This window comes from Pseudomonas sp. YA1 (assembly GCF_058680555.1).
On record NZ_JBZWBG010000018.1, the window covers coordinates 46,074 to 70,003 of the forward strand.

At 65.9% G+C, this 23,930-nt stretch carries 23 protein-coding genes and 1 tRNA gene; 12 read left to right on the forward strand and 12 right to left on the reverse strand.

Going from position 1 to position 23,930, the window contains the following annotated elements; translation table 11 throughout:
• The 4 genes from proB to rplU form a co-directional block, all read right to left on the reverse strand.
• Complete coding sequence (gene proB / locus AC4OR5_RS23705; RefSeq protein ID WP_003094756.1) at positions 1 to 1,119, reverse strand: glutamate 5-kinase; 1,119 nt, start codon at positions 1,117 to 1,119, stop codon at positions 1 to 3.
• Between the two features lie 70 nt (positions 1,120 to 1,189).
• Complete coding sequence (cgtA, locus tag AC4OR5_RS23710; RefSeq protein WP_003094758.1) at positions 1,190 to 2,410, reverse strand: Obg family GTPase CgtA; 1,221 nt, start codon at positions 2,408 to 2,410, stop codon at positions 1,190 to 1,192.
• Between the two features lie 141 nt (positions 2,411 to 2,551).
• The gene (gene rpmA / locus AC4OR5_RS23715; protein ID WP_003094760.1) at positions 2,552 to 2,809 is read right to left on the reverse strand and encodes a 50S ribosomal protein L27; all 258 of its coding nucleotides are present in this window, start codon (positions 2,807 to 2,809) and stop codon (positions 2,552 to 2,554) included.
• A gap of 23 nt (positions 2,810 to 2,832) precedes the next feature.
• Positions 2,833 to 3,144 (reverse strand): 50S ribosomal protein L21, encoded by a 312-nt coding sequence (gene rplU / locus AC4OR5_RS23720; protein ID WP_003094761.1) that lies wholly within the window; start codon positions 3,142 to 3,144, stop codon positions 2,833 to 2,835.
• Positions 3,145 to 3,384: 240 nt separating this feature from the next.
• Here rplU and AC4OR5_RS23725 point away from each other — a divergent pair, with 240 nt between their 5' ends.
• From AC4OR5_RS23725 to AC4OR5_RS23735, 3 genes are all read left to right on the forward strand, one after another.
• A complete protein-coding gene (locus tag AC4OR5_RS23725; RefSeq protein ID WP_003094763.1) occupies positions 3,385 to 4,353 on the forward strand; it encodes a polyprenyl synthetase family protein in 969 nt (322 codons plus the stop codon).
• A 137-nt stretch (positions 4,354 to 4,490) separates the two neighbouring features.
• Positions 4,491 to 4,715 carry a PA4570 family protein gene (locus tag AC4OR5_RS23730; RefSeq protein WP_003094765.1) on the forward strand — a complete coding sequence of 75 codons (225 nt, stop codon included), beginning with the start codon at positions 4,491 to 4,493 and terminating at the stop codon, positions 4,713 to 4,715.
• Positions 4,716 to 5,057: 342 nt separating this feature from the next.
• A complete protein-coding gene (locus AC4OR5_RS23735; protein WP_021264110.1) occupies positions 5,058 to 7,085 on the forward strand; it encodes a c-type cytochrome in 2,028 nt (675 codons plus the stop codon).
• Between the two features lie 69 nt (positions 7,086 to 7,154).
• On the opposite strand, the gene bamJ is transcribed toward AC4OR5_RS23735, so the two are convergent.
• The 6 genes from bamJ to AC4OR5_RS23765 form a co-directional block, all read right to left on the reverse strand.
• Positions 7,155 to 7,772, reverse strand: a complete 618-nt coding sequence (bamJ, locus tag AC4OR5_RS23740) for a BamJ family beta-barrel-assembly machinery protein (protein ID WP_003094769.1) — start codon at positions 7,770 to 7,772, stop codon at positions 7,155 to 7,157.
• A gap of 84 nt (positions 7,773 to 7,856) precedes the next feature.
• A complete protein-coding gene (locus tag AC4OR5_RS23745; RefSeq protein ID WP_003094771.1) occupies positions 7,857 to 8,162 on the reverse strand; it encodes a DUF6482 family protein in 306 nt (101 codons plus the stop codon).
• 256 nt (positions 8,163 to 8,418) lie between these two features.
• A complete protein-coding gene (locus tag AC4OR5_RS23750) occupies positions 8,419 to 8,907 on the reverse strand; it encodes a TIGR00645 family protein (protein WP_003111135.1) in 489 nt (162 codons plus the stop codon).
• A 173-nt stretch (positions 8,908 to 9,080) separates the two neighbouring features.
• Positions 9,081 to 9,422 carry a PA4575 family protein gene (locus tag AC4OR5_RS23755; RefSeq protein WP_003094775.1) on the reverse strand — a complete coding sequence of 114 codons (342 nt, stop codon included), beginning with the start codon at positions 9,420 to 9,422 and terminating at the stop codon, positions 9,081 to 9,083.
• 150 nt (positions 9,423 to 9,572) lie between these two features.
• Complete coding sequence (locus AC4OR5_RS23760) at positions 9,573 to 12,026, reverse strand: Lon protease family protein (RefSeq protein ID WP_116271219.1); 2,454 nt, start codon at positions 12,024 to 12,026, stop codon at positions 9,573 to 9,575.
• Between the two features lie 98 nt (positions 12,027 to 12,124).
• A complete protein-coding gene (locus AC4OR5_RS23765; RefSeq protein WP_003112819.1) occupies positions 12,125 to 12,451 on the reverse strand; it encodes a TraR/DksA family transcriptional regulator in 327 nt (108 codons plus the stop codon).
• 234 nt (positions 12,452 to 12,685) lie between these two features.
• Here AC4OR5_RS23765 and AC4OR5_RS23770 point away from each other — a divergent pair, with 234 nt between their 5' ends.
• The gene (locus AC4OR5_RS23770; protein ID WP_003094783.1) at positions 12,686 to 13,174 is read left to right on the forward strand and encodes a DUF3015 domain-containing protein; all 489 of its coding nucleotides are present in this window, start codon (positions 12,686 to 12,688) and stop codon (positions 13,172 to 13,174) included.
• Positions 13,175 to 13,232: 58 nt separating this feature from the next.
• A complete protein-coding gene (locus tag AC4OR5_RS23775; RefSeq protein WP_058154734.1) occupies positions 13,233 to 15,089 on the forward strand; it encodes an Lnb N-terminal periplasmic domain-containing protein in 1,857 nt (618 codons plus the stop codon).
• On the opposite strand, the gene ybiA is transcribed toward AC4OR5_RS23775, so the two are convergent.
• The gene (gene ybiA, locus AC4OR5_RS23780; RefSeq protein WP_058160262.1) at positions 15,083 to 15,637 is read right to left on the reverse strand and encodes a riboflavin biosynthesis intermediates N-glycosidase; all 555 of its coding nucleotides are present in this window, start codon (positions 15,635 to 15,637) and stop codon (positions 15,083 to 15,085) included. The genes AC4OR5_RS23775 and ybiA overlap by 7 nt on opposite strands.
• 55 nt (positions 15,638 to 15,692) lie before the next feature.
• Complete coding sequence (gene rtcR, locus AC4OR5_RS23785; protein ID WP_003456765.1) at positions 15,693 to 17,288, reverse strand: RNA repair transcriptional activator RtcR; 1,596 nt, start codon at positions 17,286 to 17,288, stop codon at positions 15,693 to 15,695.
• Positions 17,289 to 17,602: 314 nt separating this feature from the next.
• Between rtcR and AC4OR5_RS23790 the strand changes: the two genes are divergently transcribed.
• From AC4OR5_RS23790 to ccpA, 7 genes are all read left to right on the forward strand, one after another.
• Positions 17,603 to 17,676: transfer RNA gene (locus AC4OR5_RS23790), tRNA-Arg, on the forward strand.
• Between the two features lie 271 nt (positions 17,677 to 17,947).
• Positions 17,948 to 19,093, forward strand: coding sequence for a slipin family protein (locus tag AC4OR5_RS23795; RefSeq protein WP_003116273.1), 1,146 nt, complete (start codon positions 17,948 to 17,950; stop codon positions 19,091 to 19,093).
• 55 nt (positions 19,094 to 19,148) lie between these two features.
• Positions 19,149 to 20,363, forward strand: coding sequence for an RtcB family protein (locus AC4OR5_RS23800; RefSeq protein WP_003111139.1), 1,215 nt, complete (start codon positions 19,149 to 19,151; stop codon positions 20,361 to 20,363).
• Between the two features lie 36 nt (positions 20,364 to 20,399).
• Complete coding sequence (locus tag AC4OR5_RS23805; RefSeq protein WP_010793782.1) at positions 20,400 to 21,212, forward strand: nucleotidyltransferase domain-containing protein; 813 nt, start codon at positions 20,400 to 20,402, stop codon at positions 21,210 to 21,212.
• Positions 21,209 to 22,234, forward strand: a complete 1,026-nt coding sequence (gene rtcA / locus AC4OR5_RS23810) for an RNA 3'-terminal phosphate cyclase (RefSeq protein ID WP_010793781.1) — start codon at positions 21,209 to 21,211, stop codon at positions 22,232 to 22,234. The genes AC4OR5_RS23805 and rtcA overlap by 4 nt, the downstream gene beginning before the upstream one ends.
• A gap of 100 nt (positions 22,235 to 22,334) precedes the next feature.
• Positions 22,335 to 22,712, forward strand: a complete 378-nt coding sequence (locus tag AC4OR5_RS23815; protein WP_003094811.1) for a hypothetical protein — start codon at positions 22,335 to 22,337, stop codon at positions 22,710 to 22,712.
• Positions 22,713 to 22,835: 123 nt separating this feature from the next.
• Positions 22,836 to 23,876, forward strand: coding sequence for a cytochrome-c peroxidase CcpA (gene ccpA / locus AC4OR5_RS23820; protein WP_031756977.1), 1,041 nt, complete (start codon positions 22,836 to 22,838; stop codon positions 23,874 to 23,876).
• The last annotated feature ends 54 nt before the right edge of the window (positions 23,877 to 23,930 follow it).

Here is a 23,930-nt window from a genome sequence, read left to right on the forward strand (position 1 = left end):
TCAGACCAGAACCAGATTGTCGCGATGCACCAGCTCCGGCCCATCCACGTAACCGAGCAAGGCCTCGATGGCATCCGTCGGCTGACCGAGGATCTTCTGCGCCTCCAGCGCACTGTAGTTGACCAGGCCGCGCGCCACTTCGCGCCCGCCCTGGTCCACACAGACCACCATCTCGCCGCGACGGAAGCTGCCCTGGACCGCCTTGACCCCAACCGGCAACAGGCTCTTGTGATCCTGGCTCACCGCCTTCACCGCCCCATCGTCTAGCACCAGGGTGCCGCGCATCTGCAAGTGGCCGGCCAGCCACTGCTTGCGCGCCGCCTTGCGACTGCGATCAGGGGTCAACAGGGTGCCGAGGCGTTCGCCGGCGCGCAGGCGATCGAGGACACGCTCGATACGCCCGCCGACGATCACCGTATGCCCGCCGGAACGCGCCGCCAGGCGCGCCGCCCGCAGCTTGGTCTGCATTCCGCCGCGCCCCAGGGCGCCGGCACTGCCGCCAGCCACCGCATCGAGCTGCGGATCGTCGGCACGCGCCTCGTAGATCAGCTGGGCATCGGGATTGTTGCGCGGATCGGCGTCGAACATACCGTCGCGATCGGTAAGGATCACCAGCAGGTCGGCCTCGACCAGGTTGGCCACCAGTGCCGCCAGGGTGTCGTTGTCGCCGAAGCGGATCTCGTCGGTGACCACCGTGTCGTTCTCGTTGATCACCGGGACCACGCCCAGCTCGACCAGGGTCCGCAGGGTGCTGCGGGCGTTCAGGTAGCGCTTGCGGTCGGAGAGGTCGTCATGGGTCAGCAACACCTGGGCGGTCTGCAGGCCATGCAGGGCGAAGCTGGACTCCCAGGCCTGCACCAACCCCATCTGTCCCACCGAGGCGGCGGCCTGGAGTTCGTGCATCGCGCTAGGTCGGGACACCCAGCCCAGGCGGCTCATACCGGCGGCGACGGCGCCGGACGACACCAGCACCAGCTCGATGCCGGCGCAATGCAGCGCCACCATCTGCTCGACCCAAACGGCCATGGCATTGCGATCCAGCCCACGGCCATCGGCCGTCAGCAGGGCGCTACCGATCTTCACCACCCAGCGCCGCGCGCCAGTCACCTTGTCCCGCATACCCTCAACCTTAGAAGCCCAGGCTTCGACTCTTCAGCCCCGCCGGCCCGCCCGGCGGGGTATCACGCCATCAGGGAACGTAGAAGATCTCCGGACCGTCGCCGTCGTCTTCCTCATCATCGAAATCATCGTCATCCACCGCACCGGCGTTCTTCAGACCCGAACGCCGCAGCGCGCGCGCATCGTCCAGGGCCTGCAGACGGGCCCGCGCCTCGTCCTCGATACGCCGGTCGAGTTCGGCCAGTTCCTCGGCATACTGCGGATCTTCTTCCAGGCGCAGGGTACGCTCGTCAAGATAGCGCATGATGTCCTGGCTGAGCGCCTCGGTGCCATCGCGCTCCAGGGCGGAGATCACATAGACCGGGCCTTCCCAGCCCAACCGCTCGATCACCGCCTGCTTGCGCGCCTCGCGCTCGGCCGGATCGAGGATCTGGTCCATCTTGTTCAGCACCAGCCAGCGCTCGCGCTCGGTCAGCGCCGGACTGAAGCGACCCAGCTCGCGAACGATGACCTCGGCGGCATCTGCCGGATCGCTTTCGTCCAGCGGCGCCATGTCCACCAGATGCAGGAGGATACGGGTCCGCGCCAGATGCTTGAGGAAGCGGATGCCCAGCCCGGCGCCTTCGGCGGCACCTTCGATCAGGCCGGGAATGTCGGCGACCACGAAGCTCTTGTAGCGACCGACGCTGACTACGCCGAGGTTCGGCACCAGGGTGGTGAACGGATAGTCGGCCACCTTCGGCTTGGCCGCGGACACTGCACGGATGAAAGTGCTCTTGCCGGCATTCGGCAGTCCCAGCAGGCCGACGTCGGCCAGCACCTTCAGTTCCAGCTTGAGGTCGCGCGCCTCACCCGGCTTGCCCGGGGTGGTCTGGCGCGGCGCCCGATTGGTACTGGATTTGAAACGGGTGTTACCGAGGCCATGCCAGCCGCCCTGAGCGACCATCAGCCGCTGACCGGGCTCGGTCAGGTCGCCGATGATCTCCTGGGTATTGGCGTCGATCACGGTAGTACCGACCGGCACCGGCAGGATCAGGTCGTCGCCCTTGGCCCCGGTGCAGTCCTTGCTGCCGCCGTTCTCGCCGCGCTGGGCATCGAAACGGCGGGTGTAGCGATAGTCGACCAGGGTGTTCAGGTTGACGTCGGCTTCCAGGTAGATGGAACCGCCGTCGCCACCGTCGCCGCCGTTGGGACCGCCCTTTTCGATGAACTTCTCGCGACGAAAGCTCATGAGGCCATTGCCGCCGTCACCGGCTTTCACGTGGATTGATACTTCATCGACGAATTTCATGGATATGCCTCCCACCACGAGGGCGGGTTAACAGAAAAAAACATAGGATACAGGATGCCCCGAAAGCAGGGCATGGCCGGAAGCCGGCGCAGAAACAAAAAAGCCCCGTCGCGAGACAGGGCTTTTTCAGCGAGCTATTGCTTAGGCAGCAACGATGCTCACGTATTTGCGACCAAAGGCGCCTTTGGTCTCAAACTTGACCACGCCGTCCACTTTCGCGAACAGGGTGTGGTCCTTGCCCAGGCCAACGCCGTAACCGGCGTGGAATTTGGTGCCGCGCTGACGAACCAGGATGTTGCCAGCCTTTACAGCCTGGCCGCCGAACAGTTTCACGCCAAGGCGTTTACTTTCTGAGTCGCGGCCGTTGCGGGTAGAACCGCCAGCTTTTTTGTGTGCCATGAGTCATATCCTCCAGAAAGGAATTAGGCCTGAATGCCGGTGATCTTGATTTCAGTGAACCACTGGCGGTGGCCCTGACGCTTCATGTGGTGCTTACGACGGCGGAACTTGATGATGCGGACCTTGTCGTGACGGCCGTGGGAAACCACTTCAGCGGTAACCTTCGCACCTTCGACGACCGGCAGGCCGATTTTCACGTCTTCGCCATTGGCAACCAGCAGGACGCGGTCGAAATCGATCGCTTCGCCGGTAGCGACGTCGAGTTTCTCGACCTTGAGGAATTCGCCTTCGGTGACTTTGTGCTGCTTGCCACCGGTAACAATCACTGCGTACATGTGTATCTCCGTTAAACCTGCTCACCCGACGCTTTATAGAAGTAGGAATCGGCCGGCATGGCTGCATGGGGTCGGATCGGACGCCCGTGCAATTGCGTAAGGCAGGGTATGCCAAGGAAGTTCAGGGCCCGCGATTGTACGGAAAGGTCCAGGCCGAGGCAAGTGCCACGGGCCTTTCCTTGACAGTCCCCCCCCTGCCACCTAGCATGCCGCGCAATCTTTGTGGAGCTATTGTCACTGATGCAACCCCAGGCCTTCTACCGCGTGGTGGCGGAAGATTTCACCGCCGTCGACGGGATCATCCGTCGCCAACTCACCTCCCGCGTTCCCCTGGTGGAAAAGATCGGCGACTACATCATCTCCGCCGGCGGCAAGCGCCTGCGTCCGCTGCTGGTCCTGCTCGCCGGCAAGACCCTGGGCTACAAGGGCGACGACCTCTGCCTGCTGGCCGCCACCATCGAATTCCTGCACACCTCCACTCTGCTGCACGACGACGTCGTCGACGCCTCCGGCCTGCGCCGCGGCCGCTCCACCGCCAATGCCCTGTGGGGCAACGCGCCGAGCGTGCTGGTAGGCGACTTCCTTTATGCCCGCTCCTTCGAAATGATGGTCGAGCTGGGTTCCATGCCGGTCATGCGCATCATATCCCAGGCCACCCGGGTGATCGCCGAGGGCGAAGTGCTGCAATTGTCCAAGGTACGCGACGCCAGCACTACCGAAGAGACCTACATGGAAGTGATCCGCGGCAAGACCGCGATGCTTTTCGAGGCCTCGACCCACAGCGCCGCCGCGCTGTGCCAGGCCGGCGAGGAACAGTCCGAGGCACTGCGCCGCTTCGGCGACTACCTGGGAATCGCCTTCCAGCTGGTGGACGACCTGCTCGACTACCGCGGCGACGCCGCGACCCTCGGCAAGAACGTCGGCGACGACCTCGCCGAAGGCAAGCCCACCCTGCCGCTGATCGTCACCATGCGCGACGGCACCGAGGAACAGGCCGCGCTGGTACGCAAAGCCATCCAGCAAGGTGGCAGCCAGGACCTGGAGAGCGTCTGTGCCGCCGTCGAGGCAGCCGGCGCCCTGGACTATACCGCCAACCTCGCCCGCGACTACGCCGCCCGCGCCATCGCCTGCCTGGATACGCTGCCGGACAACGAATACCGCTCCGCCCTGGTCGAACTCAGCGAATTCGCTGTCGCCCGTACCCACTGAACCGGGCTCGACTTGTGACGAACGCCGCCGTTTTCACGGCGGCGTTTTCGTTTTGCGACGAAAGGCACGATCAAGACTTGCTATTACGATAATAAGAATTATTCTCATCTCACAGTCTTGTCACGGAGATGAGCGCCATGACTTATTTGATCGATGCCTGGCTTGATCGGCCACACCCCTACCTGCGGATCCTGCACCGGGAAACCGGGGAAATCTGCGCAGTCCTGGAAGAAGACGCGCTGGACGAACTGCGTGACCAGGGCGGCCTGGACCTGCACGAGTTGAACTCGAGCGAACCGCTGATCCTCAAGGAGCTGGTACGCAACCTGTTCCTCTTCTGCTACGCCCGCGCCCTGCGCTGAGCCTTTGCGATGACGCCAGGACGCGTCATCCGTGCGCCGCTGCCCGGGAGGCGGATCGCACGAACGGAGGCAAAGGCGCCTCCGGCCGGTTCCGGGAAGGTCACGGACGACCTTCCCGGAGTCACTTTCCTCATGTCCCGGTCTTTCCGCAACGCCTCGCCCGAGCACGCCGGCAGCCCCTCGCCGCGATAGGGATTCCTGCCTGATCCACATCAAGCCGACCTCGCCTGAAAGCCGTTACAACAGCGGCGTGACCGTCGTCCTGTCGACGGCCGCATAACGAAAAAAAGAATGGACCGTGGCCGAGGGGACCGCCCCAGGCCTACGCCTAAGGATGAGGAAATGCCTGCTTCTTTCCCGCGCCTCGGCTTGCTCGGCGCGCTGTGCTCCATCGTTCCCCTGCTCCATGCCAGCGAACCGACCACGGACGCTGCGCTCATCGAAAAAGGCCGCTACGTGGCCCAGCTCGGCGACTGCATCGCCTGCCATACCGGCCCGCAGGGTGCGCCGATGGCCGGCGGCCTGGAGCTGAAGACGCCAATGGGTACCATCTACTCGACCAACATCACTCCCGACCGGGAGACCGGCATCGGCCGCTACAGCTTCGAAGAGTTCGACCGCGCCATGCGCAAGGGGGTGACCGCCGAGGGAGTGAATCTCTATCCGGCGATGCCCTACCCGTCCTACGCCAAGATCAGCGAAGAAGACATGCGTGCGCTGTACGCCTACCTGATGCACGGCGTGCAACCCGTCACCCAGGCGAATACGCCGAGCGCGATGAGCTGGCCGTTCAACCAGCGCTGGGGCCTGTCGCTGTGGAACTGGGCGTTCCTCGACGACGCGCCGTTCACGCCCTCCAGCGACGCGGACCCGGCGATCAACCGCGGCGCCTACCTGGTACAGGGGCTCGGCCACTGCGGCGCCTGCCATACTCCGCGCGGCATCGCCTTCCAGGAAAAAGCCATGAGCGAAGCCGGTCGTTCCGGGCAGCTCTACCTCGCCGGCGAAACCGTCGAACAATGGCAAGCGCTGAGCCTGCGCAACCTGTGGACGGTGGAGGACACCGTGCAGTTGCTGAAGACCGGGCAGAACCGCTTCGCCACGGTGTCCGGCAGCATGACCGATGTCATCCACCACAGCACCCAGCACTTCAGCGACGACGATCTGCTGGCCATCGCCAGCTACCTGAAGTCCCTGCCGGCCGGCAAGGACGACCTGCCCATGCCCGACAGCGAACGCCCACTGGCAGCACCGGTCGACCTGTACAGCTCGCGGGGCGGTCTCGGCTACGCGCAGTTCTGCTCCGACTGCCACCGCAAGGACGGCAGCGGCGTCCCGGGTATGTTCCCGCCGCTGGCCGGCAACCCCACGGTCGCTTCGGCCAACCCGAGCACGCTACTGCATATCACCCTTACCGGCTGGAAAACCGCGGAGACCGCAACCCACTCGCGGGTCTACACCATGCCCGGCTTCGCCCAGCTGGAAGACCGCGAAATCGCCGAAATCCTCAGCTTCGTCCGCAGCAGTTGGGGCAACCAGGGTTCGTCGATCGATGCCGGCCAGGTGAAGAAACTGCGCCAGCAGATCGAGGCCGGCAACGGCCCGGCCACGACCTTCGTCTCTCCACGCCTGGCGGACATGCTCGCGGCGCCGAACGCCGAACAGGTGGTACGCGGCATGCGCCTGCACCTGGAGACCCGCGAGCTGCTGCCGGCGAACGTCGGCAACCAGTTGAACTGCACCAGTTGCCACCTGAACGCCGGAACCGTAGCCGACGGCTCGCCCTTCGTCGGCGTCTCGGCGTTCTTCCCCAGCTACGCGCCCCGGGCGGGCAAGGTCATCGGCCTGGAGGAGCGCATCAACGGCTGCTTCCGGCGCTCGATGAACGGTAAGCCTCTGCCGCCGGACTCTGCCGACATGCAGGCGATGGTGGCCTACTTCGACTGGATGAAGAACAACACCCGGCCGCAGGACAAGGTCGCCGGCCGCGGCGTCGGCAAGGTCGACCCGGCGCTGAAGCCCGACCCGGAGAACGGCCGCAAGGTCTACGCCCGACAATGCGCGGTGTGTCATGGCGAGAATGGCGAGGGGCTGAGGAACAGCGCCGGCGAGATGCTCTTCCCACCGCTGTGGGGCGACGAGTCGTTCAATATCGGCGCCGGCATGGCGCGGACCTTCACCGCTGCCGCCTTCGTCAAGCACAACATGCCGATCGGCTTCCAGGAACGCTTCCCGCTCGGCCAGGGCGGCCTCAGCGACCAGGACGCAGTGGACGTCGCGGAGTACTTTTCGCACCAGCCACGCCCGGACTTCCCGGACAAGATCAAGGACTGGCCGAAGGACAAGCGTCCGCTGGATGCCCGCTACTGATGCCGCAATGAAAAACGCCCCGTCGATGCGTCGACGGGGCGTTTCACTCCTTCCTGGGGCCGATGCGCCTCAGAGGATTTCCAGCAGTTCGACGTCGAACACCAGCACGCTGTGCGGGGGAATGCTGCCGACGGCCTGGCCGCCATAGGCCAGTTCGCTCGGTACGTGCAGGCGCCACTTGGAGCCGGCGTTCATCAGTTGCAGCGCTTCGACCCAGCCGGCGATCACGCCGCCCACCGGGAACTCGGCCGGCTGGCCGCGCTGGTAGGAGCTGTCGAATACGGTGCCGTCGATCAGGGTGCCGTGGTAGTGGGTGCGCACGGTATCCTCGCGGGAAGGCTTGGCGCCCTCGCCAGTGCTCAGCACCTCGAACTGCAGGCCCGACGGCAGCACGGTCACGCCTTCGCGCTTGGCGTTCTCGGCCAGGTAGGCGCGGCCTTCGCCAGCGGCGGCTTCGGCCTTGGCCTGGGCTTCGGCCTGCATGCGTTCGCGGATCACCTGGAAGCTGGCCGACAGCGCCTCGCCGGAAACCCGGCTGTCGATACCTGCGAACGCATCGGACAGGCCGGCCAGGACTGCGTCCAGGGTCATGCCTGGAACCGGATTCTCGCGCAGTTGGTCGCCCAGTTGACGGCCGATGCCGTAGCTGACACGGGCTTCGTCAGTGGTCAGGTTGAGTTCGCTCATGGCGGTGCTCCGCTGTGGGGTCGAAAAAGGGCGGCCAGCCTAGCACAGAAGGCCCTTCCCCCCTACCGGCGCAGCCGCTTGTGCTCAACCCTGGCGGATCGACAGCGGCAGCCCGCCGATAAACGAACCCGACTCGGCCAGGAGGCCACACATCTCGTCATCGACATCGGCGCACACCAACTCCACCGGAACCCTGTCCAGCCCGCGCAGTACCTGGCGCGCATGCTCCACGGAGCGCAGGCTGACCGGCTGGCCGAGATCGTCCTCCACCGGATAGGCGCGGCCGCCCATCTGCGCCTCCAGGACATAGATGCCACCCTCCAGCGACACCAGGTGCAAGGCGTCGATATGTCCGGCCTGGACCCGGCCGGCGAGATCCTGCATGTTCATCGCGAACCTCTCGAGGTTGCGCAGGCAGCGGAAGCCTCCAGCTTTCCGCCAACCGCCTCGGTCCCGACAGCGCCGGCCCGATTCCCGGCATCGTCCGGCCGCCAGGCCCCGACGATGCGAAGGACGCCCGCTCCCGGCGTCCGCCCGATATCACAGGAAAGTCTTGCCCAGGCGACAGGCAACGCAAGCCGGAAACGCCGCCGCCCGTCCGTTTTACAACGGCCGGGCGGCGCGAGCGAAACACTGGAGGGGGTCGTCAGTGACGGGTCTGCTTATCCAGGTAGCCCATGGCGAACGCCGAGAGCACGAAGGTCATGTGGATGATCACGTACCACATCAGCTTGTTGTCCGGCACATTCTTCGCGTCCATGAAGATGCGCAACAGGTGGATCGAAGAGATCGCCACGATGGAGGCGGCCACCTTGTTCTTCAGCGAGCCGGAATCCATCTTGCCCAGCCAGTTGAGCTTTTCCTTGCCTTCGTCGATGTCCAGTTGCGAAACGAAGTTCTCGTAGCCGGAGATCATCACCATGACCAGCAGGCCGCCGACCAGAGCCATGTCGATCAGCGAGAGCAGGACCAGGATCAGGTCGGCCTCGGCCATCGCGAAGATGTTCGGGATGACGTGGAATATTTCCTGGAAGAACTTGATGGTCAACGCCAGCAACGCCAGCGACAGGCCCATGTAGATGGGAGCCAGCAGCCAGCGCGAGGCGTACATGGCGTTTTCGAAAAAGCGTTCCATGGTCTCTTGTGTGTATGTGCAGGGGGAAATGGGGCGGCGAGTATAACGCAGCGGCCGGCGGTTTTTATCCAGAAAATCTGTGGATAAATATGTGCACCGAGCCGGGATGGATCCTGCCAGCGATGATGGCACGGGGCCTTGGCCGGATTGCTCAGGCTTTGCCCAGGCGCCGTTCAGGATTCCGGGCGAAACAGGTAGTCGCCGACATGCGGCCGTCGTTCGCCATTGAGTCGGCGCAGTTCGCCCTGCAGGTGCAGGCGCCAGATCGGCGGGTCGACGGCTTCGATATAGCCTTGCTGGGCCAGGCAGTCGGCAATCGCCTGCAACACCCCTTCGGCCACCAGCGGTCCGTGGAAGGGGCCCTGGGCCTTGATCGCCGAAGGCTGGGAGCCGGACATACCGGCGGCGCAAAGCAGGGTCCAGAGTCCGTTCTCTCCGGCCAGCGGCCTGACCACGCATTCGATTCGCGTGGTCAGCCCCAGACAAGGGCGGATGAGGCAGAGGTTACGCGGCATGGCGGCATCCTCACGGGGGTTCCCAGTTTTGAGCCTACACCTGCCGCCAGGTTCCGCATAGCGCCGGCGGGAACTTGTCCACAGGGCTGAAACGCACGAGGGCGGGGCTTTCCAGCCCCGCCCTCGGCAGGTTCCGGCAACGCGCCGGACTCAGTCCTTCTTCGCCGCGGCCTTGTCCTTCGCCGCGACGGTCTCTTTCTCCGCCGGCTTGTCCTTTTCCTTGTCGTCCTCTTCCATGCCGAGTTCGGATATCTCCTGCAAGCGCGCCACGACCAGATCGTTCACGCTGCCTTTCGGGAAGCGTCCCTTCTCGTCCTGGGCACCGACCGGCTTGCCCACCAGCAGCGCCAGCGCCTCGTCCACCTCGCGCACCGCGTAGACGTGGAACTGCCCGGCGCGCACCGCCTGCAATACGCGCTCGTCGAGCATCAGGGTGGTGACGTTGGCGCGCGGGATAATCACGCCCTGCTCGCCGGTCAGGCCGCGCGCTTCGCAGAGGCGGAAGAAGCCCTCGATCTTCTCGTTGACGCCGCCGACCGCCTGCACCTCGCCGAACTGGTTGATCGAGCCGGTAATGGCGAAGCACTGCTTCAACGGCGTCCGCGACAGTGCTGAGATCAGCGTGCAGACCTCGCCGAGCGAGGCGCTGTCGCCGTCCACGTAGCCGTAGGATTGTTCCAGGGCGATGCTGGCGGAGATTTCCAGGGGGAACTCCTGGGCGTAGCGGCTACCCAGGTAGCCGGTGAGGATCATCACGCCCTTGGAGTGGATCGGCTGGCCGAGGTTGACCTCGCGCTCGATGTCGACGATGCCGCTGCTGCCCGGATAGACGGTCGCGGAAATCCGCGCCGGCACGCCGAACACCGAGTCGCCCACCTCCAGCACGGTCAGTCCGTTGCACTTGCCGACCGCGGCGCCAGCGGTGTCGATCAGGATGATCCCCGCCAGCATGTCGTCGAGGATCCGCGCCGACACTCGTCCGGTGCGGGTCTGCTTGGCCTTGAGGGCACGCTCGATGTGGCCGAGCTGGATCACCTCCTCGTTCGCCAGCTGACGGATGAAATCGGCTTCGCTGACCAACTGGAACAGGTCGCCGATCCGTGCCGAAAGCCGCCCCTGGTGCTCGGCCAGGCGCGCGCTGTAGGTCGCCAGTCGCGCCACCGCCGCGCCGCTGAGGGGCGCCATGCCCTCTTCCGAGGTGCGCGTCTTGAGCAACTGGGCGAACTGTTCGAGGCTGTCCTCGCCCAGCGGGATGTCCTCGTCGAAGTCCACCAGCACCCGGAACATCTCCTGGAAGTCCGGGTCGAGGTCCTGCAGGGTGTAGTAGATCTGCCGCGAGCCGATGATGATCACCTTCAGTTGCAGCGGGATCACCTGGGGGGTCAGGGAAACCGCAGCCAGGCGGCCGAGTTCGGCCAGCGGCGACTCCATCTTCAACTGGCGCGACTGCAGGGCACGCTTCAGCGCGTCCCAGACGAACGGCTCGCCCAGCATCTTTTCCGCCTCCAGGATCAGGAAGCCGCCGTTGGCCCGGTGCAGCGCCCCCGGACGCAACTGCCGGTAGCTGGTGTAGAGCGTCCCCTGGTCCGAGCTGTACTCGATGCGGCCGAACAGGTTGTCGTAGGTCGGGTGCGACTCGAACACCACCGGCGCGCCGCTGGTCGCGTGGTGGACGATGGCCTGGTTCGGCGCGTACTGCTCGATCAGCCCTTGCTTGCGCTGGGCGTCGGTGCGGCTGTCGTCGACCAGTTGGTCGACCACGGTCTTCAGCAGGTTCAGTTGCATCGCCTGCAAGTAGGCGCAGACGCCCGGGTTGTTGTTGTACTTCTCCACCAGAGGCGCCAGCAGGGGCTGCAGGGCCAGGGTGATGGTTTCCTCGTTGAGCTCGCGCAACTGGTTGCTCGACTCGCGCTTCCACTGCGGCAGGCTCGCCAGTTCCTCGTTGAGGTACTCCTCGAGGGCGGCGATATCCTTGTGGAAACGCTCGCGCTCGGCTTCGGGCAACTGGGCGAATTCGGCCTCGTCGAGGGCCTTGCCGTCCTTCATCGGGGTGAAGGCGACGTTGGCGCTGTCGCGGTACAGCGCCACGTCCTTCTCCAGGGCGCGCCGTTCCACCGAGTCCAGGGCGCGGTCGTAGCGCTGGTTGAAGGCGCGGTCGACGGCGTTCTTCTTCTGCTGGTAGGCCGGATGTTCGAAGACCGCCGGGAAGGTCGACATCAGGTTGTCGATCAGGCGGTCGATGTCGGCGCTGAATTCGGTCGCGCTGCCCGGCGGCAGCTCGATCACCCGAGGTTCGCGCGGTTCGTCGAAATTGTTCAGGTAGACCCAGTCGGAGGGCGTGGCGACGCGCTTGCCCTCGGCTTGCAGGTAGCGTTTGACGAAGGAGAAGCGTCCGGTCCCCGGCTCGCCCATGACGAATACGTTGTAACCCGGACGCGGCATCGCCACACCGAACTGCAGCGCCTCGACCGCACGCTCCTGGCCCAGCACGCCGCGGAAGGGCTCCAGGTCATCGGTGGTGTCGAAGGCGAATTGCTCGGGAGCGAACGGGCGGGTCAGTTCTTCTGGCGCCAGGCGCAGGCCGGCAGCGACGGAATCGGGCATCGGGAATCCTTGCATCGGGCGGCAGATCGCCGCGGGGTGTCGTCGCCCGCATTCTCCCCCCAGCCTCGCGCCACTGACAAGGCGCGGATGGCGCTATCTCACCGATGTACCAGGTCGGCGCAGCGCAGGCAGTATTCCGCCGCAGGCAGGGCGGCCAGGCGCGCCGGTTCGATGGCCTCGCCACAGCGCTCGCACTGGCCGTAGCGACCTTCCGCCAGGCGCAGGCGGGCCAGGCCGACCTGGCGCATCCCCGCCTCCGCCTCGGCGAGCAGGCCTTCGAGCACTTCGTCGTTCTGGCGCTGCACCGCCTGCTCGGCAAAGTCCGGCGAATGGCTGCGCGCCAGGTCCCGGCGGATCGCCGCGGCGCGTGCCGCGTACTCGGTCGCCAGGGTTTCCAGGGCGGTAGCGGGGTCGAAAGCGCTCATATCCACCTCCTGCATGAGGAACGGCTGACCAAGGCCGGTTTCGCTCAGACCGACCAGAACTTTCCCAAGTCTGGACGGTTCCAAGCGGATTGCCGCTGACGCCGGTCAATTTTCGCCCGGCATTGCGCGCTGCCACCCATTCGGTGCCTTGACACCCCGGTGGCATTCCGAAAAGCTCACGGCGTCGCTGGCCCGCTCCAGATGGCTCCGATCCACCTCAAGAGAGAACAAACGATGAAACGGATTCTGCTCGGTACCCTGTTCGCCGCCGCCTCCTTCAACGCTTTCGCCGACGCTCCCGGCGGCGCCGGCTGCGGCTGGGGCAACATGCTCTTCAAAGGCCAGCGCGGCGTGGCCACCCACGTGGTCGCGGCGACCACCAACGGCACTTCCGGCAACAACACCTTCGGCATGACCACCGGCACCAACGGCTGCCATACCAACGGCGCGCTGTCCTATGGCGGCAAGCCCCTGCTGGTGCTCGGCAGCATGATGGACGAGCTGTCCGAAGACATGGCCAAGGGCAATGGCGAAGCGCTGACCACCTATGCCGTGGTGCTGGGCGTGCAACCGCAGGACCGCGAGCACTTCGCCGCCGTCACCCACGAGCATTTCTCCGAGATCTTCAACAAGTCCGACGCCACCGCCGCCGACGTCTATGCCAACACCCAGGCGATCCTGAAACAGGACGCCCGCCTGGCCAAGTACGCCGAGCAGGCCTGAGCCTCGCCGCCTGCCCGTTCGCGGGCAGGCCCCTTTCCCCAAGCATTAAGCCTTGCCGATGCCGAAACGCCTGTTGCCCTGGATGGCGCTGTGCGCCTGCTCCCCCCTTCTGGCTGCGCCCACGGTTCCCGAGGCCCGCCTCCAGCAACTGGCCGCCGATCCCTACTGGATCGCCCTCGGCCACTACGAACGCGGCAAGCTCGGCGGTTGGCGCAGCTACGTCGACGACGAGCGGTTCTTCCTCGCCGACAACGGCGAGAGCCACCCGGACGCCGAACTGGCGGCCACGCTAAAGGCGCTCTATGCCTCGCCCAGCCTTGGCGACAAGCATGCCCAGTGCGTCTACCCGGCGCGCACCCGCTGGCTGCGCCAGCAACTGCAACTCGACGACCTGCCGCAGCCGCAGTGCGGCGAATACGACAACTGGTACCGCGACATCAACCCGCACAGCGCGGTGCTGGTGTTCCCCGCGGCCTACCTGAACAGCCCGTCGTCGATGTTCGGCCACACCCTGCTGCGCATCGACCAGGCCGACGTCACCAGCAACAACACTGCCCTGCTCAGCTACGCGCTGAACTTCGGCGCCTACATCGAAGGCATGGACAACAGCATCCTCTATGCCTGGAAAGGCCTGATGGGCGGCTATCCCGGCCTGTTCGCGCTGGTCCCGTACCGGGAGAAGCTGGCCGAATACAGTCGCCTGGAGAACCGCGATCTCTGGGAATACAAGCTGAACCTCACGCCCGAGGAGACCGGGCGCATGGTCGAACACGTCTGGGAACTCAAGCAGGTCCGCTTCGACTACTACTTCTTCGACGAGAACTGTTCGTTCCGCCTGCTCGAACTGATGGAGATCGCCCGCCCGGGCATCGAGCTGACTGAGCAGTTCCCGCTTACCGCGATCCCCACCGACACCGTGCGCGCGGTGAAGAACGCCGGGCTGATCGAGCGCATCGACTACCGGCCGTCGCGCGAGAAGGAACTGCTCGCCCGCGCCGAACCGCTCGACCATGCCGAGCGCGACTGGGCCAAGCGCCTGGCGGACGACGACAGCCTGCTCGACGCTCCCGACTTCCAGGCCCTGCCGATGCCGCGCCAGGCGCTGATCCAGGACGCCGCCTTCCGTCTGGTGCGCTACCGCGCCACCGGTCAGGCGCGTGACAGCGGCATCGCCTCGCGCAGCTACAACCTGTTGCGTGCGATCAACCGCAACCCACCGCCGGACCTCCAGGTCGAGCGCCCCGGCCAGCCGGAAGACGGCCACGAGTCACGGACCTGGCAGTTCGGCGTCGGCAGCCGCGATGACCGCGCCTTCGCCGAATACGGCCTGCGCATGGCCTACCATGACCTCGCCGATAACGCCTATGGCTTTCCCCTCGGTGCGCAGATCGAGATCGGCCAGCTCAAGCTGCGCCAGTACGAAGGCAACCGCTGGCAGTTGCAGAATCTCGACCTGGTCACCATCCGCTCGCTGACCCCGCGCAACCAGTTGCTCAAACCGCTGTCCTGGCAGGTCGCCGGCGGCCTGGAGCGGGTGCCGGGCGAGGACGGCGACGAAAACCTGGTCAGCCACCTCAACGGCGGCGCCGGCGGCAGCTGGATGTTCGGCGACGACCTGCTGCTCTACGCCATGGGCACCGCGCGGATCGAGAACAACAGGGACTTCGCCGCCGCCATCACCCCGGCGGTGGGCTTCGACAGCGGCTTGCTGTGGCGCAACCCGCTGGGCAACCTGACCCTGGAGGCCAAGGGCGACTACTTCCACAACGGTGAAGTGCGCCGCAGCCTGGGCTTCGTCCAGCAGGTGGAGCTGGGCCGCGACCTCGGCCTGCGCCTGAGCGCCGAACGCGAGTTCAGCCATGTCGGCAAGCCGATCAACGAGGTCAAGCTGGAGCTGCGCTGGTACTACTACTGAGCCAGCCTCTGGCGCACCTCCATCAGAGCGAAGCCGAGCAGGTTGAGGCCTTGCCAGGTCGCCGGCTCCGCCGCCAGGGGATCGCTCGCGGCCAGGCCGATGCCCCAGATCGCGTCCACCGGGCTGGCCTCGACCAGCACCCGGTCGGCGGTGCCCAGAAGGTATTTCTTCAGCGAAGCGTTCTGGCCGAACTTGCCGAGGTTGCCTTCGATCACGATTCCCACCCGCTCGGCGTTCCAGCGTGCCTCGTCGAAGCCGGCGACTTCGCGGCCGAGGGCCTTCGCCTCGCCTGGGCTGCGCGCCGCCAGGATGCGCTCGAGCAGCCTGGAGTCGTCGAACAAGCGTGCCTTGGCCGCCATCATGTAATGCTCGGCGCTGGCGTAGCGCACCCCGTCGAGCTTGAACGAAGCCTCGTACCACTGGCTGAAACAGCTCTTGCCGACCTTGTCATCCGTCGCCGGACGATGTCCCCAGAAATACAGGTACTTGAAGCTTTCGCCGGCCGCGCAGCGCTGGCGCAGCCGCTCGACGTCCATTATCTCGCTCATCGGCATTCGTCCCTGGAGCCCGTGAAAAGACGCCAAGGATATCCCGAAGTGGTGTTCAGGCGCGTATCTGCGCCCAGTCCAGGCCGAAACGCGCCAGGTACTTGCGCAGCCGGTCGGCGTCGTTGGGGTTGCGCTTGTCCTGGCGCGAAACGGCGAACAGCCGGCGTCCCGCCTCGGAAAGGGTCTTAGCCCCGCGGCACACCTCCAGCACCGCCTGCAGTTGCAGGCGGTCGAACAGATCCAGGGCCTCCACCCGCTGCCCCAGCAGATCAGCCAGTGGCTCCCGGCCCGCATCGAGCCCCCAGGCCTGGCGCAGGCGGAGGAACTCCTCCTCGACCAGCGCCTCGTCGATCCGCCCGCTGTCGGCCAAGGTCGCCATCCGTGTGATGGAAGCCGACAGCTCGCGGAAGTTGCCGGCCCAGCGCGCTTCGCTGGAACCGGCGAAGGCCAGGTAGCGACGCTTGGCCTCCAGGTTGAAACGCACCTGCCGCCCTTGCTCGCGGGCGTGCCGCTCCAGTTCGAAGTCGATGTTCGGCTCGATGTCCTCGCGGCGTCCAGCCAGGCCCGGCAGCTCGAAGGTCCACAGGTTGATGCGGGCGAACAGGTCCTCGCGGAACAGGCCTTCGGCCACTCGTCCGCGCAAGTCGCGGTGGGTCCCGGCGATAAGCTGGAAGTCGCTCTCCACCTCACGGTCCGAACCCAGCGGGAAGAAGCGCTTCTCTTCGATCGCCTTGAGCAGCATCGCCTGTTCGTCGGCGCCCAGCTCGCCGATCTCGTCGAGGAACAGCATGCCACCGTCGGCTGCGCGCAGCAGGCCTTCGCGCGCATTCTGCGCGCCGGTGAAGGCGCCCTTGACGTGGCCGAACAGGGCCGACATCGCGCCGTCGCCGCGCAAGGTGGCGCAGTTGACCTCGACGAAACGCCCGTCGAGCTGGTGCCGGCTGCGCTTGAGTTCATAGATGCGCCGGGCGAGGAACGATTTGCCGGCACCGGTCGGCCCCACCAGCAGCATGGGTGCCCGCGAACGCACGGCGACCCGCTCGATCTGCTCGATGGAGCGGTTGAAAGCGGCATTGCGCGTGGCGATTCCCGACTTGAGAAAAGCCAGGCTTTCCTCCTGTTCGCGGCGGAACCGCGAGGCGATGCGGTCGTAGCGGGACAGGTCGAGGTCGATCAGCGTCGCCGAGCCCTCGGGATGGCGCGCCTCGTCCTTGCGCCGCGACGGCGAGGTCTGCACCAGCCGGGCCGGCAGGTAGCGCGCCTCGGTAAGGAGGAACCAGCAGATCTGCGCGACATGGGTCCCGGTGGTGATATGCACCAGGTAGTCCTCGCGCTCGGTGTCGAAGGGGTAGGCGCTGACGAAATCGTGCAGGGCGCCATAGACCTCCTCGAAGTCCCAGGGGTTGCGCAGTTCCATCTGCTGCAGGCGGACCTCGGTATGCGGCGACACCGCGGCGATGTCGGCGCGAATCCGCTCGGCCAGGCCGAGGTCGCGGGCGTCGTTGCCGTGGATCAGTTCGAGGCGGTCGATCAGCAGGTCCGGCTGCTGGCACAGGCCGATGCTCGGCCGCCACTTTTGCCAGCGCGCCGCGCCCTTGCCGAGACGGTCGAGGGTGGCGCCGATGAAGCCGATGGCGACCGTGCGTTTCATCACTGCTTATCCTTCAAGATAAAGATCGATATGAAAATATATAGAAATAACCAGGCATCTCTCCATCGAATTCGCCGACGAAGCGCAATAAAAAATTTATTCACCTTTAAAATCAAATAGTTAATCAAGAAACAGACTCATCTATAAAAACCTGGCACGCCGCTCGCTATATCCATTTCGACCGCATCGCCCATGCAGGCCGACGGGTCGGGACTCCAGTCCCGCCGGTGCCCGAGCCCACCCCTGGTGTCGGCGTCGTGCATGCCGCCCGCAACAACGACGGTCATTCGCGAATGACGGCAATGCCGCTTCGCGGTTCGATAGCTCAGCCTGGTAGAGCAACCATCCACGAAATGGTCTGTCGCGGGTTCGACTCCCGCTCGAACGTTGCCTTAACGGCAATCACTCAATGGCAACACCCGCCGGTGTGGCCGAGGCGAACTGCGCAAGCGGCCAGGAAGGCCGGACAACGCAAGGGAGCCGAAGCCGCCGCCGGCCCGTCCGGCCCGCGGTTCGGGCACGGGGCAAGGCAGGCCGGGGATCGAGGGAATCGATCGCATGGACAGGACGTCCGCCAGGCCAACCTCCTCCGCGCTCCACCCGCGACGCTCGACGGGCCGGCAACACCGGCACCACGGAAGAATGAAAGGAATGAAGAGATGAAAATGCTGAAGCGCTTTATCGTGAAGAAGAACGAACGCGGCCTGCTGTACTCCGAAGGCGACTTCCTCGCCGTGCTCGAACCGGGCACCTACCGCCGCTTCGATCCGTACGACCGCCTGAGCCTGGAAAGCTTCAGCCTGAACACCCCGCAGTTCGAACACCGCCTGGCCGGCTACCTGCGGCAGAGCGAACCGCAACTGGTGGAGCGCTATTTCACCCGGATGGACCTGGGCGACAACGAGGCCGGCCTGCGCTACGAGGACGGCGTGCTGGTGGAGCTGCTCGCACCGGGCAGCCGCCGACTGTACTGGAAAGGCCAGACCGAGCAGCGCCTGGAGCGCATCGACCTGACCCAGGACTATCGATTGTCTGCCGCGCTGGTCGCCCAGTTGCACCAGCCGAACCTGCGCGGCCGGGCCCTGGCGGGCCTGGACGCAGTGTTGCTGGTCCAGGTGCCGGCGTTCCAGGTCGGCGTGCTCAAGGTCGACGGCGCCCTTGCCGGCCTGCTGCAAGCCGGACAATACGGTTTCTGGCGCTACAACCGGCAAGTCAGCGTGGAACTGGTCGACACCCGTATCCAGGCGCTGGAGGTCAGCGGCCAGGAGATCCTTACCCGCGACAAGGTCAGCCTGCGCCTGAACCTCGCCGCCAACTGGCGCTACAACGACGTACTCACCGCCTTCTCGCGGCTGAGCAAGCCGCTGGAGTACCTGTACCGCGAGCTGCAGTTCGGCCTGCGGGCGGCAGTGGGCACCCGTACCCTCGACGAACTGCTGGAGAACAAGCAGTCGATCGACGAAGCGGTCAGCGCCCACCTGGCCGCCAAGCTGGAAGACAGCGGCCTGGAAGTGAGCGGCCTGGGCGTGCGCGACATCATCCTCCCGGGCGAAATGAAGACCCTGCTGGCGCAGGTGGTGGAGGCGGAGAAGGCGGCCCAGGCCAATGTGATCCGCCGCCGCGAGGAAACCTCGGCGACCCGCTCGCTGCTGAATACCGCGAAGGTCATGGAGGAAAACCCGACCGCGCTGCGTCTGAAAGAACTGGAAACCCTGGAGCGGGTGGCCGAGCGCATCGACCGGATTTCGGTATTCGGTGGCCTGGACCAGGTATTGAACGGACTGGTCACGCTGAAGCAGGCCTGATCACGAACGATAGCCGCGCCGTCGACGGGACGACGCGGAGCACAAGGAAAGCACGATGAAAGACATGAATATCCTCGAAGTGGCCGGCGGCAAGCCGATCAAGCTCTGGACCCAGGGCGTACCGGTGGAGGAGGAAGCGCGCCAGCAGTTGCTGAACACGGCGAAGATGCCCTTCATCTTCAAGCACCTGGCGGTGATGCCTGACGTGCACCTGGGCAAGGGCTCGACCATCGGTAGCGTGATCCCTACCCTCGGCGCGATCATCCCGGCCGCGGTGGGCGTGGATATCGGCTGCGGAATGATCGCCGCGCGCACCTCGCTGGTCGCCGCCGACCTGCCGGACAACCTGCACGCCCTGCGCAGCGCCATCGAGCAGGCGGTACCCCACGGCAAGACCTTCGGCCGCCGCGACCGCGGCGCCTGGCACGAGGTACCGGAGGCCGCCGACCAGGCCTGGAAGGCGCTCGCCGGTCGCTTCAAGGCGATCACCGACAAGCACCCGAGGCTGGAGAAGACCAACAACCGCCAGCACCTGGGAACCCTCGGCACCGGCAACCACTTCATCGAGGTCTGCCTGGACGAGGCCGACCGCGTCTGGTTCATGCTGCACAGCGGTTCGCGCGGGGTCGGCAACGCCATCGGCAACCTGTTCATCGAACTGGCCAAGGCGGACATGCGCCAGCACATCGCCAACCTGCCGGACAAGGACCTGGCCTACTTCGAGGAAGGCAGCCGGCACTTCGACGACTACGTGGAAGCGGTCGGCTGGGCCCAGGATTTCGCCCGGCAGAACCGCGCGCTGATGATGCACGCGGTGATCGAGGCGGCGCGCCAGGTGATCCGCAAGCCGTTCGAAGCCAACCTGGAGGCGGTCGATTGCCACCATAACTACGTGCAGAAGGAGCGCCACTTCGGCCAGGAGGTACTGGTCACCCGCAAAGGCGCGGTGTCCGCGCAGAAGGGCCAGCTCGGCATCATTCCCGGCTCGATGGGGGCGAAGAGCTTCATTGTCCGCGGCCTCGGCAACCAGGAAGCGTTCTGCTCGTGCAGCCACGGCGCCGGGCGGACCATGAGCCGGACCAAGGCGAAGAAGGTCTTCAGCGTCGCCGACCAGGCCCGCGCCACCGCCCACGTCGAATGCCGCAAGGACGCCGACGTGATCGACGAGATCCCGATGGCCTACAAGGACATCGACCGGGTCATGGAAGCCCAGCGCGAGCTGGTGGAAGTGCTGCACACCCTGCGTCAGGTGGTGTGCGTGAAAGGATGACGGGCGCCCTGTGGCGCCCGCTGGGGAAGAATCGAAATGAACAGGGAAGAACGCCATCCGCTCCCCGCCGCCATGCGCGAGCGGGTACTGGATGAGCTGGAACGGATCGAACGCGAGCACGACGTAGTCGTGCTCTACGCCTGCGAGTCGGGTAGCCGGGCCTGGGGCTTCGCTTCGCCGGACAGCGACTACGACGTACGCTTCGTCTATGTGCATCAGCCCGAGTGGTATCAGCGCGTCGAGGAACCTCGCGACGTGATAGAACGCCCGCTGAGCGACGAGCTGGACATCAGCGGCTGGGAACTGCGCAAGGCGTTGCGCCTGATGCGCAAATCCAACCCGGCCCTGCTGGAGTGGCTCGGCTCGCCGCTGGTGTATCGGGAAGAGCCTGGCGTGCGCGAGGAACTGCTTTGGCTGGGCAGCGCCTTTCACTCCGTACCAGGCAGTCGCCATCACTACCTGTCGATGGCACGCAAGAACTACCGCGGCTACCTGAAGGGCGACAGCGTCCGGCTGAAGAAATACCTCTACGTCCTGCGCCCGTTGTTCGCGGTGCGTTGGCTGGATGCAGGCCTGGGCTTGCCGCCGGTGGCGTTCGAGAGGCTAATGGAAGCCACGCTGGACGATCCGTCGCTGCGCGAAGAACTGGATGCCCTGCTGAGCCTCAAGCGTCAGCGCGACGAATCGGCCTACGGCCCTCCGCGCCTGGCGCTGCAACGCTTCATCGAAGCGGAGTTGCTCCAGGCCGAACGAGGGGCCGCCCAACCAACCGGCGCGCGCCAGGACAGCCGACTGCTGGATCGCTACCTCCACGACAAGATATGGCAATACACAAGGGAAACCTCATGAGAAAGGACCTCATCGAACTCGACGGCAGCGAAGGTGGCGGGCAGATCCTGCGTAGCGCCCTGAGCCTGTCGATGACCAGCGGCCAGCCGCTGCGCATCCGCAACATCCGTGGCCGGCGCAGCCGTCCGGGGCTACTGCGGCAGCACCTCACCGCGGTGCGCGCGGCGGCGGAAATCTGCGCGGCCGAGGTCGAGGGTGCCGAGCTCGGCTCACGCGAGCTGGCGTTCCGGCCCGGTGCGATCCGCGCCGGCGACTACGCCTTCGCCATCGGCTCCGCCGGCAGTTGCTCGCTGGTACTGCAAACCTTGCTGCCGGCGCTGCTCGCGGCCAACGGCGAAAGCCGGGTGAGGATCAGCGGCGGCACCCACAATCCACTGGCGCCGCCGGCGGACTTTCTCCGCGACAGCTGGCTGCCGCTGTTGCAGCGGATGGGCGCGGAAGTCGACCTGGAACTGCTGCGCCACGGCTTCGTACCCGCCGGCGGTGGCGAGCTGCTGGCGCGGGTACGCCCGGCGCGCTGGCGGCCGCTGCAACTGGAGCATCCCGGCGCGGCGCTGCGGCGCCAGGCGCGGGCGCTGCTCGCAGGGATTCCCGGGCACGTCGGCGAGCGCGAGCTGGAGAGGGTCCGCCAGCGCCTCGGTTGGAGCGACGAAGAACGCCAGCTGGAGTTCCTCGCGGAGGACCAGGGGCCGGGCAACGCCCTGCTGCTGCGGATCGACTGCGAGCACATCTGCGCGACCTTCTGCGCCTTCGGCCAGGCCGGCGTCAGCGCCGAACGGGTGGCGGAACAGGTCGCGACGCAAGCCATCGGCTGGATGGAAAGCGGTTGCGCGGCGGACGAGTACCTCGCCGACCAATTGCTGCTGCCCATGGCCCTGGCCGGCGCCGGCAGCTTCACCACGCCGCGGCTGAGCGCCCATCTGCAAAGCAACCGCCGGGTTATCGAACGCTTCCTGCCGGTGAGGATCGGCGACCAGGCGCTGGACGGCGGCGGTCATCGCATCGTCATCACATCGGCTTGACGAATTCCTCACCAATGCCGACCTAGACTCGCGCCGGACCTGCCAGCGGGCCCGGCGCGAACCTCCGGGAGCCCGTCCCGGCGGTCGAGGAGTCCCAGCCATGTCTTCTTCGCGTCTCGGCGTGCTTGTCCTCGCCCTGCTCCTGCTCACCGCCACCCTGCTCGGCGGCTGCGAAAACACCCACCAGCACCTGCTCGCCCAGGGCTACCCACCCGCCTATGCCGACGGTTTCGACGACGGCTGCGGCAGCGGCCGCCAGGCGGCCGGCTCGATCAGCGGCGAATTCCGCAAGGACGTCCCCCGCTACCTGCGCGAGGCGATCTACGCCAGCGGCTGGGGCGACGGCTTCGAGCAATGCCGGTCGATGGCGCGGAGCGAGGAGCGGCGGCGTTTCGAGGAACGCCAGTGGGACGACCGCGACGACGATTGGCAGCGCGACCGCGACCGCGCGCTGGCCCGGGCCTTGCGCGAGCGCTGAAGCACGCTGCGACAACCATCCGCAGCACCGATCCCGGTGCGCTTGATCCACGTCAAGCCGGGCAGCGCGCCGCTGGCCTCTCCTCACAGGACCGGTTGTAACGCCTGATAAGGAGAAAAAAAGATGCAGTCCTCGCAACTGCTCCCGCTTGGCAGCCTGTTGCTGTCGTTCGCCACGCCCCTCGCCCAGGCCGATGCCCTGCACGACCAGGCCAGCGCGCTGTTCAAACCCATCCCCGAGCAGGTCACCGAGCTGCGCGGCCAGCCCATCAGCGAGCAACAGCGCGAACTCGGCAAGAAACTGTTCTTCGACCCGCGCCTGTCGCGCAGCCATGTGCTCAGCTGCAACACCTGCCACAACGTCGGCACCGGCGGCGCCGACAACGTACCGACGTCGGTCGGTCACGGCTGGCAGAAGGGGCCACGCAATTCGCCGACGGTCTTCAACGCGGTATTCAATGCCGCGCAGTTCTGGGATGGCCGCGCCAAGGACCTGGGGGAGCAGGCCAAGGGTCCGATCCAGAACAGCGTCGAGATGCACAGTACCCCGCAGTTGGTCGAACAGACCCTGGGCAGCATCCCGGAATACGTGGACACCTTCCGCAAGGCCTTCCCCAAGGCCGGCAAGCCGGTCAGCTTCGACAACATGGCGCTGGCCATCGAGGCCTACGAGGCGACCCTGGTAACTCCGGACTCGCCCTTCGACCTGTATCTCAAGGGCGACGACAAGGCCCTCGACGCACAGCAGAAGAAAGGCCTCAAGGCATTCATGGACAGTGGCTGCAGCGCCTGCCACAACGGCATCAACCTGGGCGGCCAGGCCTACTTCCCGTTCGGCCTGGTGAAGAAGCCCGACGCCAGCGTGCTGCCCAGCGGCGACAAGGGCCGCTTCGCCGTGACCAAGACCCAGAGCGACGAGTACGTATTCCGCGCCGCGCCCCTGCGCAACGTCGCCCTCACCGCGCCGTACTTCCACAGCGGCCAGGTCTGGGAACTCAAGGACGCGGTGGCGATCATGGGCAACGCCCAGCTCGGCAAGCAGTTGGCGCCGGACGACGTGGAGAACATCGTCGCCTTCCTGCACAGCCTGAGCGGCAAGCAGCCGCGCGTCGAATATCCGCTGCTGCCGGCCAGCACGGAGACCACGCCGCGTCCCGCGGAATAACCGCCACAAGGAAAAACGGGGCTCCCCTGGAGCCCCGTTTTTTTCCTCGATGGG

What these genes read in the sequence shown, in the direction of transcription:
- proB (WP_003094756.1), bottom strand. Translation starts at nt 1,119, where the DNA reads ATGCGGGACAAGGTGACTGGCGCGCGGCGCTGGGTGGTGAAGATCGGT.
- cgtA (WP_003094758.1), bottom strand. Translation starts at nt 2,410, where the DNA reads ATGAAATTCGTCGATGAAGTATCAATCCACGTGAAAGCCGGTGACGGC.
- rpmA (WP_003094760.1), bottom strand. Translation starts at nt 2,809, where the DNA reads ATGGCACACAAAAAAGCTGGCGGTTCTACCCGCAACGGCCGCGACTCA.
- rplU (WP_003094761.1), bottom strand. Translation starts at nt 3,144, where the DNA reads ATGTACGCAGTGATTGTTACCGGTGGCAAGCAGCACAAAGTCACCGAA.
- AC4OR5_RS23725 (WP_003094763.1), top strand. Translation starts at nt 3,385, where the DNA reads ATGCAACCCCAGGCCTTCTACCGCGTGGTGGCGGAAGATTTCACCGCC.
- AC4OR5_RS23730 (WP_003094765.1), top strand. Translation starts at nt 4,491, where the DNA reads ATGACTTATTTGATCGATGCCTGGCTTGATCGGCCACACCCCTACCTG.
- AC4OR5_RS23735 (WP_021264110.1), top strand. Translation starts at nt 5,058, where the DNA reads ATGCCTGCTTCTTTCCCGCGCCTCGGCTTGCTCGGCGCGCTGTGCTCC.
- bamJ (WP_003094769.1), bottom strand. Translation starts at nt 7,772, where the DNA reads ATGAGCGAACTCAACCTGACCACTGACGAAGCCCGTGTCAGCTACGGC.
- AC4OR5_RS23745 (WP_003094771.1), bottom strand. Translation starts at nt 8,162, where the DNA reads ATGAACATGCAGGATCTCGCCGGCCGGGTCCAGGCCGGACATATCGAC.
- AC4OR5_RS23750 (WP_003111135.1), bottom strand. Translation starts at nt 8,907, where the DNA reads ATGGAACGCTTTTTCGAAAACGCCATGTACGCCTCGCGCTGGCTGCTG.
- AC4OR5_RS23755 (WP_003094775.1), bottom strand. Translation starts at nt 9,422, where the DNA reads ATGCCGCGTAACCTCTGCCTCATCCGCCCTTGTCTGGGGCTGACCACG.
- AC4OR5_RS23760 (WP_116271219.1), bottom strand. Translation starts at nt 12,026, where the DNA reads ATGCCCGATTCCGTCGCTGCCGGCCTGCGCCTGGCGCCAGAAGAACTG.
- AC4OR5_RS23765 (WP_003112819.1), bottom strand. Translation starts at nt 12,451, where the DNA reads ATGAGCGCTTTCGACCCCGCTACCGCCCTGGAAACCCTGGCGACCGAG.
- AC4OR5_RS23770 (WP_003094783.1), top strand. Translation starts at nt 12,686, where the DNA reads ATGAAACGGATTCTGCTCGGTACCCTGTTCGCCGCCGCCTCCTTCAAC.
- AC4OR5_RS23775 (WP_058154734.1), top strand. Translation starts at nt 13,233, where the DNA reads ATGCCGAAACGCCTGTTGCCCTGGATGGCGCTGTGCGCCTGCTCCCCC.
- ybiA (WP_058160262.1), bottom strand. Translation starts at nt 15,637, where the DNA reads ATGAGCGAGATAATGGACGTCGAGCGGCTGCGCCAGCGCTGCGCGGCC.
- rtcR (WP_003456765.1), bottom strand. Translation starts at nt 17,288, where the DNA reads ATGAAACGCACGGTCGCCATCGGCTTCATCGGCGCCACCCTCGACCGT.
- AC4OR5_RS23795 (WP_003116273.1), top strand. Translation starts at nt 17,948, where the DNA reads ATGAAAATGCTGAAGCGCTTTATCGTGAAGAAGAACGAACGCGGCCTG.
- AC4OR5_RS23800 (WP_003111139.1), top strand. Translation starts at nt 19,149, where the DNA reads ATGAAAGACATGAATATCCTCGAAGTGGCCGGCGGCAAGCCGATCAAG.
- AC4OR5_RS23805 (WP_010793782.1), top strand. Translation starts at nt 20,400, where the DNA reads ATGAACAGGGAAGAACGCCATCCGCTCCCCGCCGCCATGCGCGAGCGG.
- rtcA (WP_010793781.1), top strand. Translation starts at nt 21,209, where the DNA reads ATGAGAAAGGACCTCATCGAACTCGACGGCAGCGAAGGTGGCGGGCAG.
- AC4OR5_RS23815 (WP_003094811.1), top strand. Translation starts at nt 22,335, where the DNA reads ATGTCTTCTTCGCGTCTCGGCGTGCTTGTCCTCGCCCTGCTCCTGCTC.
- ccpA (WP_031756977.1), top strand. Translation starts at nt 22,836, where the DNA reads ATGCAGTCCTCGCAACTGCTCCCGCTTGGCAGCCTGTTGCTGTCGTTC.